We start from the raw sequence: 12,674 nt of genomic DNA on the forward strand, positions 1-12,674 counted from the left end.
GAAATAATACAATTTTTGCTCCTAATTTTCTTATCCAAATAATTATAGTCTATATCGAAAAAATGATATAGTTTTTTGAATTCAAAAAACCTTTCTGGAAATTCACTTTTGCCTTAGTTTTGAAGTAAATTATGACCTGTTACTATCAGGCGAGAATATTTGATTTTTCGCTCAATTGATCTGCTTATGAGACAACTCCGCTACTTAACCACCTTCTTATTGACTTTACTTTTGTCACATGAAGGAATAGGTCAAACCTTTGATTTTGTTACTACGGCGGGTTCTGGAACCCCTACTGTAACATCTACTGTTTCAGGAATTACTTTAACAGCAACTATATCCAATGGAGCAAATGTTGATGGAGCATTAGGTGGTCCGGCTGGTAATGCACTGGGTCCCAGTAGCACAACGATTCCTAATACAGAAACCCTAGATATTTCCTTTAGTGCCCCTGTTGATATCTCAGGAATTCTCTTTTCGGAGTTTGCAATACTAGCCAATGGTGATAACTACGTGCTTACTCCTAGCACAGGTACACCGATTGTGCTTCAAGATAATGGAGCTGAACTGGGTGGCGATAACTTTGAGGATTTATCACCTGGAGATTGGCTAGGAGTGACTTCAATTACTGTGAGTTATTCAGGTGCGGTTGCTTTTCGTCCTGGCTTAGATAATATCGATTTTACAATACCTCTTCCTACATACACTGTTACATGGCTGGATGATGGAGACGGTGACATAGATCAAGCGCAAATTGATTTCAATACTCCTATCTCGGTTACAGACAATACTCCAGCGGATGCATTTGATGTTTTCGCTTTTACCGGAGGAATTACAGTGGACAATGTTGTAGGCTTTGGAGCTTCAGATGATTTCAGTACAATCTCAGGTGTAAGTCAAATTGTGCTTAATGTATCTGGAGTTACCGGTACATCAAGTCCTGCAACTACAATTACCTATAATCAAAGCTCGGATGAAGAAATACGATCAGATGCATCAAGCACTGAAATAGTCGATACAGAGAACCCAACAGCTATAATAGACGGAGCAGCACCGTTATTACTATCTGCAGTAACCAATGACAATGATGGGAATGGTCAGATCGATCAGATCATTGTGACGTACTCGGAGACGATGGAGGCAGATGATATTGATGAGGTTGCGACGGTGGATCCGGGAGATGACTTCACGGATGATTTTATAGTGACGGGATATGACATTGCTTCAGTAGCACCTTTGTCAGGATCAGGAGTGGATGACGATGAGATCGTGATCACACTAGTAGAGAGTGGCGCACCAGACACCGATGCTGTTCCGAACTTAGCAATCACAGTAGGAGAACTTGGAGATTTAGCGACGGTAGCAAATACCAATGCAGCAAGTTCAGCAGCAGTAGACGATGGAGCCAATCCAGTGATCGTAAGTGCTGTGACCGGAGACATTGGAGGCGTAGCTGGCCAGATTGATCAGATTACGATTACGTTTTCAGAAGCAATAGAAGCTGATGATGTCGATGAGGTCGCGACGGTAGATCCGGGAGATGACTTCACGGATGATTTCACGATTGCAGGTTATGATATTACAGGCGTATTGCCAACAGGCGGTAGTGGTGTTGATGGCAATCAGTTGATCATATCCCTTGCTGAAAGTGGCGGCAATGACACAGGTGCAGTGCCTAATGTGACTTTGAATGCGAGTCAATTAAATGACTTGGTGACTCCCACGCCAAATGCAGCGACTGCTTATTCAGCAGCTGCGACCGATGGAGTTGCACCGTTATTACTATCTGCAGTAACCAATGACAATGATGGGAATGGTCAGATCGATCAGATCATTGTGACGTACTCAGAGACGATGGAGGCAGATGATATAGATGGTACTCCAACGGTTGTAGGAGGTGATGATTTCACGGATGACTTTGTAGTGACGGGATATGACATTGCTTCAGTAGCAACCGTAGCGGGTGGATCGACGGACGATGATGAGATATTGATCACATTGACCGAGAGTGGTTCGTCAGACACCGATGCTGTTCCGAACTTAGCAATCACAGTAGGAGAGCTTGGGGATTTGGCGACAGTAGCGAATACCAATGCAGCAAGTTCAGCAGCAGTGACAGATGGGGCTAACCCAGTGATCGTAAGTGCAGTAACAGCAGACGTTGGGGGCGTAGCTGGCCAGATTGATCAGATTACGCTTACCTTTTCAGAAGATATTGACGGTGCTGGTACATTGGACACTGACGGTGGGTCGGATGATTTCATTGTGACTGATGGTGGATATACCTACACCATTACTTCTGTGGCTTTTAATAGCCCAGATGGCGCTACAATTACTTTAACAGAAAGAGGAAGTCCAGATACCGGCATTACCCCAGATATTAATCTAGGGATTGGAGACGTTGAAGACTTGGCTCCAGCAGATAATTCCTTAACAGTGGCTCAAGATTTCACAACTACCACAGATGGGGCAGCACCTGTGTTGTATGACTTTTCGCTTCAAGCAACAAACTCCTTTATTCAGGTAGTTTATTCAGAACCTATTCAGCAAGTGGGAGGTGGTACGCCTGTTCAGGGTGATTTTAATGAAAATCAAGCGAATGTGACACCCACCACCACGATTACGATCAATTCAATTACAGATTTTTTAGGAAATCCGCTAACTGGAGCTGAGGATACCATTCAATTTACACTTTCAGTTGGACCGGTTCCTTCCACTTACGATGCTGGAGATAATGTGGTCATAGATACGGATGGATCAACATTGGAAGATGCGGCAGGAAATGCGTTGGGAGATGCACAGTCCACTGGAAATGTTCAAGTGAATGATGTGAACAATGTGGTAACGATTGTAGGAGCGACATGGGTGACTACTAGCGCTGCTCCGAATTTTGAGGGATACATCGAACTTGAGTTTTCGGATGGAGTTTATGGGGAAAATACGGGACAATCCATAAGGTTGGCGCATTCAGTAGATGGGATCTATGAACAGGGTGATTGGACGGATGGTGACTCTGATTGTGTTGGCGATGATCAACTATGTGGAACTTATGTAGCAAATGGGTCCACTGTTTTTGTTAATACAGATAGCAATAATGACGTGGAGCTAAGAGCTGGAGCCAACGGAGCTGGTGGAGCAGGCGATGCGAATGATGAAATTAGGTTTGAAACAACTTCGGGCGGCAACATTGTAAACTATACTGGAACACTCCATCGCTTTCAGTTAAACGACATTGATAGTGGACCTTGGACAGGCTCGGAAACGTATACGTTTGGTCCTTCGGGAGCAGAGTCTGGTAAGATTAACGGGCGAAGTACGGCATCTACGATGGTTGGCTCGTACACTTTTGTTTTCACACTTCCCGATTTAGTAGCGGAAGATTTTGACAATGCAACGGCAACAGCCCTTGATACCGATTCGGATGGTAACATTGATGCCGTTGAGGTTGTGATGCCTGATGGAATAGAAGATGCCACCGTAACACTTGGTGACTTCCAATTCAATACAATTGTTCCAAGTGGCTTTGATACAGGGACCACTGCAAATGACAATACTTTCAGGCTCTTGTTTGATAGTTATTCAGGAACAGCGGTTGTTGGTAGCTTGGTTTATATAGCAGGGGATTTAGAAGATGATGCGGAAGTGAATGCTTCCTATCTGCCAAACGGAAATGCTGTTGCATCAGGATCAATTACTCCAGTGGATGGAGCTGGTCCTGTTATCCAAAGCGCATTAACAGAAGATGTTAATTTAAACGGTCGAATCGACCAAATCACCGTTACCTTTTCCGAAGCATTTGCTGATATCGATATTGATGCGGGTGATTTTTCATTATCTGACGGTTACACCATTGACGTTATTTCTTCTATAGCGTCTCCCAATATTATCCTTACATTAGATGAAAGTGGTGCTTCTGATACTTATATAGTTCCAGATGTAACAATCGTTCCAGGTGGTGCTGGAATGCTTCAAGATCTAAGCGCAGGAAACGCGCCAAACACCGCTCAAACTTTCAACAATACAAGTGATGGAGCAGCTCCTTACATCACGGTCAATTCAAGCAGTGGTAACACCACCCCAGATTTTTCAGGTACGATAGATGATGTAAACGCAACAGTAATCATCAGTGTAGATGGGCAAACCAGATCCACAGCACCAGCAATCCAAAACAATGGAGATGGAACATGGAGTTATACGAGTGCTTCAGATGGTGGTCCGATCACGCTAACGCAAGGATTAGGCTTTTATGAAGTGACAGTTATTGGCATAGATAATTCGGGTAACAACCGTACGGATGTTTCAAGTTCGGAGTACGAAGTGACTGGAGGTGCTAGTATCACGGCTGCTACTCCTGCAACACTTTGTGAGAGCGATGGTTTTCAAACACTGGGACAGATTATAATAGATGAGGGAGGAGATGGCGATTTTAGTGCGGGTACGGATGAAACGATTTTATTGACACTTCCTGCTGGCTTTGAATTTGACACAAGTATTCCGGCCAATTTTTCTGCGAGTTCATTGAATGACATTAGTGTCATTTCCAGTGTTTTTGTGGGTACAGCCTCATTGCAAATAACAATTACGGTTACAGGAATTGCCGGTGATGATATCGTGAGAATTGATGATTTAGAGTTTAAGACCGTAAATGGTGGGGCTTCAGGGAATTTGGTTAGAGCTGGAGGAACAGCCAGTCTATTGACTAATGACACGAACTATGCAACTTTGGCAAGCAATGCACAGCCATCTGCAATTGCCTCACTTGATGAGACAGTAACAGGAACAAGTGATATTACAAGTTTAACGATAGACGTTGGTACAGCCTTTAGCCTTGATGCTACAGATCAAAGTCCAACTACTCTGAATTGGTATGAAAGTGTTGTTGATGGTTCTCCTGAATTTGTTGGAACTGTTGCTACTCAAGCAAATTTGAATACAGCTGAAGGTCTTCATACCTACTTCTTGTCTGATAATGACGGCACATGTGATAGTGATCCTTTGACGTTTAATCTGCTTGTTTATGATTACTCCGATAACGGAACAAATAACTTCTCCAGTAGAACCTTTAGATCTACTGACGACCCGGATACCATGATTTTCTCTAATCCAGCGAATCATATTGTTTCTGTAAGTGGATCTGGTATTGTTGCGAATATTAGTGAATCTGGAACCTTAAAAGCTGTGTTTGATCCATCTACCGTTGCGGAAGGAACGTATGTGATCACATATTCTATTGAAAATCAGCTGGGGCAAGTGCAAACGGTCGTGGGTTCCTTCACTGTGGAAGCATTATCAGATTTGATACAACAGTTCAGGAGGAATGGAATAGTTGATGCAGCACCTGGGGAAGATTATTGCGAAGTGGATGTCCTATCGTTTGATGCAGATTTGGCCGAGGTAGCTGGCTTGGCGAGTGCATATTTCTTCCGATTTTCCTATTTAAAAACAGCAGGTCCGGGAGCTTATACCACTTTTCCTATAGCATTTTCACAAGTCGCAGGAGCCAGCTATCCAGTTGATCCGAATCAAAGTAATGGTGCAGGTAGCCCAACAAATTGGGTATTAACCGGACATAATCCAAATACCAATTGGGATTTAGATTTATCTACGCTGGACCGTGGAGCAACCTATGACATCTATTTGGAATACAATAGAATAGGAGATGGTGCTCGCGGTACAAGAAGAGTATTCTCCCTAAATGTTGAAGCACTACCAACGGTAAGCATTGTCAATTTTGGAGGTTTATGTGAAAATGATAATACCACTTATCAGCTACAGGCTACGGTTAATGGATCAACTGGCTTTATGACGAATGGATTTGATCTGGAGTTTTTTAATGGAATAACCTTTGTTCCAGTGACATCATATCCTGATGAAAATTTAAACCCTTTCGATCTTCAAATAACGGAAGGAGGACCTGGTCCAGGGCAATACAGGGTGATATATACGAGCACACCTCAGGGAGATGGTGATTGTACAAATACGGATACCTTACCGTTTACAGTTTTCCCTATTCCTACAAACCCCGAAATTAACACAAGCCAAGGTGCAATTGGAAATGGCGGAGGAGATCCATGGTACGATGCTACTGATATGGTAAATGGGATGAGTACGGTTGTTTTAGAGTACTGTGGTGATTCAGATTTTAATAGAATTTTCGCTGACTTGTCGGCCAATCCACATAAATTCTATACAGATTTAGCTGGTACAGACGAGATTACGGCCACTGGCAATGGTTTTATTGATAATCAGAATTTCCAAGATCATGGTGGAATATACGACGGGGTGTCTGGTACATTTGATTTCTATTTTTCCAGAATTGAAAATGGGTGTGAATCTTTAAGAAGAAAGGTTTCGGTCTATGTATATGACGAAACTGACGTTCCCAACCCTACGACAACAGCAAATAATGAGGAGATTGTTGTTGGTGAGAGATACGTCTATGAATACTGTGATGCATACACTCCCATTGGACTGAATACTTTAGTGGCTGATGCTTCTGATCCTGATTCAAGAAATCAAAATGCCTATTTTAGAATCTATGACGCTGCAAGATCACCCATTGGAATAATTAATTCCAGCTCATTGGCAGCAGCAGATTTTGGAGGTGTTGCTGCAGCTGGGGTAACCAAGACCATTTATATTTCTCAGGTTTGGAATGATGCTTCAGACTTAACGGGTGTGGGGGGGATTAATTGGTTAAATCCCGCTTATCAATTCTTTGGTTGTGAAAGTGCATTGGTACAATTTGACATTACGGTGATCGCAACACCTGCAGCTCCTAATGCCACAGACGCTCCAGCATTGAGTGGCCCAGAAATCAATATCTGTGAGGGTGACGCATTTGCTGATGTATTGTTTTCAAATCTTGGAATTGATGAATATGTATTATATGAGGGAGGTATTGGCGAAGTTTTGAGAATTCAAAATGGTGACGTGCTTAATGTTGATGATCTGGAAGGTTCACTATCTACGTTTGATAGAGATAATGTTGGTGTTTATACGTTTGGGCTGTCGAAAATTTCAAGCATATCTTCTGAAACATCTTTTTCCGGTTGTGAGAGTCCAACATTACCATTTACTATTGAAGTGCATGCTACAGAAACCGAAGTACCGACAATTACTCCAAGTAATGCAATCACTGACAATGATGGAAGTGGTGATATCTTATATGAAATTTGTTTGAGTGATCATGACCCTTTAGCCACGCTTACAGCAACTACTGCATATACTCCTCTTGCTTCGAAAGAATTCTTGTGGTACGAAACGGATAACAATGGAAACAATGAGGTTTTCTTGTTTTCTTCTACTGGACCAACATTTGATGCCTTAGGAATGGGGCTGGCGGATGTAGGAGATGGCGATATCAAATATTTTGAAGTAACACAACGTACAGATATAGATGATGCAATTGATGACTTTGTAGGATGCGAGTCACCTCCTGTTTTTATAGAGGTTCAATTCTCCAATTTGGATGCTCTAACAGTGAATATGCCAACTTCTACCAATCCAGGTCTTACGAATACTTATTGTTATGATCACGGAGATTTCGCCATGACACTAAGAGAAGGAGGTGGAGCAATTGCTGATGGAGACATCACCAATTATGAAGTACGACTTACGGGCACTGGAACAATAATTGACGTTGATCCAGGTGTTGGAGTGACACTTGCAACAGGAACGGGCAATCCTGTGGCAGATTTGGATGCGTGGCTTATTGGAGGTGGTGGTGATACAGATTTGACGGGAGGTGCTTCTGCTGTCTTGGACGTATACTACGAATATACGCACCCAACCTTAGGGTGTATCGGAAGTCACATTGAGACAATAACCATAAGCCCTGATCCGGATATAACCTTCTTTGTTAATGGTATTGATATTACAGCTTTCGTGGCTGGTGATGATCAGTTTTGCTACGAAGATGGGAACATTAATATCCAAGGGGCATTGGCAGATGGTACACCATTGACCACAGGAACATTTGTAAGTTCGGAACTTGGCGCATTAACAACTAGCAATGGTAGTGCTTCATTCAATCCAACCAATGAGCACAATAGTTTTCATGGTGTAACGGGTACTGATGGTAAATTTCTGAATCAATCAAGTATCAACCTAACGTACAACTACACAGATGCAAATGGCTGTGATAACAGTGTAAATGTGGATTTATTTGTAAATCCAGAACCGGAAGTTTTGGAGGTAACTGGACTTGTTGCTTCTGATCTGGCCTTTGCGAATGCTACAAACCTTATTCGATTGACAGACTTTTGTGAAGGTTCAACGGCTGTAACCGCCGAGATCAATCTTGTAGAACCTCTCGCTGATGATCCGATCAATTTCCCATTAGTTGAAGCTACAGATGAAGAGGATGATTACTCAGGGTACACGTTTGCATGGACCGTGGGAGGTAGTACGATTACAGATCTTAATTTAGACGGATTGGAAAACACGATCGAGTTTGTGCCACCAAACAATACTTTGAACATTACGGTGACAGTCACAGATTTGAATGGATGTTCGGAAGTCTTTAATGAGATACATACGCTGCAGGAGTTGCCTAGCTTAGATATTACGGGAATTACAGATGGTGACACTTTTTGTGCGGATGAACCTACCGATCCTACAATAGGCTTGGCAGATGCAACAGTAAATGGAATTCCAGCAACAAGTGCCTATGATGCTGATAATGTGATCAGTTGGTCGGTAGATTCTTACCTAGAAGGGAATGCAGGATCTCCAGTTCAGATATTGACTGGAGCAACAAGCTTACCGATAGTGGATTTAGATGCATGGCATACGGCTGGTGCTCTGGGAGGTACTTTAGTTGGAGGTGTTAGTTCCTATCACACGATTACCATAGTTTACCAGGATACAGACAGGGAATATCAGGGAATAGCTACGATGTGTACAAATACAGTTCAGGAGCAGATTGTTATTCACCCTGACCCACACGTTAGTATCGAGGTAAACGGAGTAGATATTAATGATCCACTCCTAGCTGATGAGTTTTGTTACGATGAAAATGACATTGTGCTTCAGGGGGTTCAATATGTTTATGACCTCACAGGTATTACCGATACCATTAACTTGAACAGCGGTCAATTTTCAAGTGATCAAACAGGAAATCTTGGAACCAATATTGGGCAAGGAGTATTCAATACTGTGGCTCAGCATGATGCTTTTCATGGTTCATCTGGTAAGTTTTTAAACCAGTCCACCATTAATATCACATTTGATTACACCGATGATAATACGTGCGACAATACTGTAAATGTGAATTTATTTGTTAATCCGGAACCGGAAGTTTTGGACGTCACAGGACTTAGTCCTTCTGATTTGGCCGCTGCAAGAGGTACTAACTTCATTCGACTGACAGACTTCTGTGAAGGTTCGACGGCTGTGACCGCTGAGATCAAACTTGTGGAACCTTTTGCTGATGATCCGATCAATTTCCCATTAGTTGAAGCAACTGATGAAGAGGACGATTACTCCGGGTATACATTTACATGGACCGTTGGGGGTAGTGCCGCTACAGACCTGAATTTGGATGGGTTGGACAATACACTTGAGTTTGTTCCAAGCACGCCTTCTTTCAATATTGCGGTTACGGTGACAGACTTGAATGGGTGTGTTGAAGTCTTTTCTGAAGATCATCAATTACAGATCTTACCAAGCCTCAATATCACTGGTATAGATGATGTAGGAAATACTTCTGCTGTTGATCAAACTTCTTTTTGTGCGGATGAAACAGATCCGATCATTGGATTAACGGATGCAACGCTTGATGGTCTTAGTGCTGCTCATACGATAGCGATAGGAGATATCGTCAGTTGGTCGGTGGATTCATATAACGAAACTGACGGATCAGGGGCTGCTGTGCAGATTGCTTCAGGCGCTGGGTCTTTACCAACAGTAGATTTGGATGCGTGGCACACAGATGGTGCTTTGGTAACTCCAGGAACTTTGGTAGGGGGAAATCCAACGTATCATGCAGTCACTATTGTTTATCAGGATCCTAGCAGAGATTATCAAGGAAATCCAACCATGTGTTCGAATGTGGTTGTTGAGACTATTGTGGTAAATCCTGACCCGGATATTTCCGTTACGCTGGAAGGGGTTGATGCTGATAATCTTCAGTTTTGTTACGATGATATTAACCTATCAATTACGGGTATTGACGTAGCTTCCGACCTTGCAATCAATGACGGTACATTGACCATTGATGGGACCCCTGTTTCAACCAATGGATCAACGGTAATAAATGCAGCTACCTATCACGGGGTGGATCCATTTGCTCCTCAATCTACTCACACCATCGTGTATACTTATACAGATGGTCAAGGCTGTACAAATTCCGTATCCCGAGACTTCTTAGTGAATCCAAGGCCGGAGTTTGTGGGCAATGTTATTCAGACGGCAAGTACATGCGCGACTTCCAGCGTGGAGCTATTTGTTGATATGACCGATGGCGTGGGCAATTATTCTTTCACATGGAATGTAAATGGCGTTGATGTGAACGGTGTAGATGTGATTGACGAAGATGGAAATAATAACGATGAGAGAATCACCTATAATTTTGGCGGTCAGCTAACTGCAAACTTTGGAGTAACAGCCACTTATATAGGTGCAGCTTATACAACTAATTGCGTCGCGAGTATTCAAAATCAATCCATTACTGTGGGTGCTGAGCCTATTCCTGCTATATCATGGGTAGGCATCACTGCAGGAAATGCGGACGGAACTGATTTCACTATTACAGAGGACAACGCAACTTTACCAGATGGTGATGTTGACCTTGTAGAGCTGGTGATAGACGGTGCTACTGAATTAAGCGTGCCAAATCCTGTTTTCCCTCTTAATTTCAATCATGATTTCGTGGTTTCGGGTGATCACACAGTTGATGTGATCATGAATACATCTGCAGGCTGTGATGTGACACTGAATAGAACAATAAGAATATTGCCGCATTATACAGGCTTTAATTCAACGAACTCGTATTCAGAATCATTTGAAACCGCCGCAGCATTTGATTTGACTGCTGCGCAAGGAGGTTGGTTAATTGATTCATTATCATTGGATGGCAAACTTTATTATGATACGGCCACATCTTGGGTTCGAGGTTCAGGAGCATCCGTGCCAGGTACAACTGCGAACATTGATGGTACAGGAGCTGTATATACCGCGCCTGGTGGTGTAAATGGCTATAGAGAATCAGAGGTGTCTTTTGTCTACTCACCTTCATTTGATTTGAGTGGTTTCACTGCTCCAACCATTAGCTTCTTACGATACGAGGATTTCGAGACTTTCAGAGATGGAGCTGTATTCCAGGTTTCTGTAGATGATGGAAGAAGCTGGCAAACAGTGGGTTCATACAATCCTGGACTCGAAGCGGAAGGACTGGCTTCTACACCAGGTTGGTACAATCGAGAAGGAATATCGAGCTCTCCCGGAAGTGTAGCTCCTGGAGCGGCAACAGCTAGCAACAACCCTCAGGTAGGGTGGGCACTCAACAGTGATTGGCAAGAAGCAATATCACCGATTGAAATAGATCCTGCGCAAAACGATTTTGTCCGTTTCAGATTTGCATTGTCTGCTCAGGCAGGAGAGAAAACCACCAATGGTTTTGGTTTTGATCTTGTTCGAATTTATGAGCGCAATCAAATTGTTTTGCTTGAGTTGTTTTCTTCAACCATGAGCGAGGAAAGTGTAATAGTGAATGATACCGTTGATGTTAGACCACAATACGCTGGTTCAGACATTCTTAAAATCAATTACTTCACTGATTTGAGAAACACTCTTCCCGACGGTATTGATTTAATCAACGAGAAAAACAGCGCTGATCCTGGAGCTAAAGTAGCTTTCTACGGTGTTGGTGACGTGCCTAGTTTGAGTATTGGTGGTGATATTAATTTTGTTGATATCGACAATATGCCGTATTCTTCACTGAATGCTAAGCTTTCGAATGCCAGGTTGAGTAATCCAGCTTTTGATATTGCGCTCAATGCAACCGTTGATGGAAGTGGTAACTTGATAGTAGACGCAGACTTTACGGCGACTACTGCTTTTGGAGATGATGCTGAAATGACATTAATGGTTGCCGTGGTTGAGCCAACGGTGACCCTGCCAAGTAATATGGGTTTATATACCGCAGGGTCAACAGTCCGGAATGTACTTAGGACATTATTACCATCTGCCGCGGGCCAGTATGAGACTGGACCAATTGCTCAAGGAGACGTGAGAAGCCTTTCTACGATAACCTGGCCAATAAATAACATGTTTGATGTTTCAAATCTGCGAGTGATTGTATATGTGCAAGATTTGACGACTAAGCAGATTTATCAGGCAGCTTTTGCAGATGTGTTAACTGGCTTATCCAATAATGTCCTTGGAGTGGATGAACTGCCAGACTTCAGCGTGTATCCAAATCCAGCAGATAAACTTGTTAATGTGGAATTTGCGGATGGCATCTCTGAAGATACCGAATGGATAATCTATGACCAGGCGGGCAGAGAAGTATTCAAGGGGGAGATTTCTAAAGGTACCAAGACCTTAACGGTAGAAACTGCTGATGTTCCTTCCGGCTTGTACTTCCTTCACTTATATGCTGAAGAACGTAAGTTGAGAGCCAAGCGAATAATGGTTGTTCATTGATGAACAAAATGCTAAGTAGATACAAA

At 42.8% G+C, this 12,674-nt stretch carries 1 protein-coding gene; it reads left to right on the top strand.

The annotated features are described in order from the left end of the window. Nucleotides 1–186: 186 nt before the first annotated feature. Nucleotides 187–12,648: a T9SS type A sorting domain-containing protein gene (locus ABJF57_RS05480; protein ID WP_462236042.1), complete on the top strand. Its 12,462-nt coding sequence runs from the start codon at nt 187–189 to the stop codon at nt 12,646–12,648. Nucleotides 12,649–12,674 lie beyond the last annotated feature (26 nt).

The organism is Ekhidna sp. (genome assembly GCF_039940915.1).
Taxonomy (GTDB): Bacteria; Bacteroidota; Bacteroidia; order Cytophagales; family Cyclobacteriaceae; genus Ekhidna.

Excerpts from the sequence above, each read along its gene's own strand:
- ABJF57_RS05480 (WP_462236042.1), top strand. The coding sequence starts at position 187 with ATGAGACAACTCCGCTACTTAACCACCTTCTTATTGACTTTACTTTTG.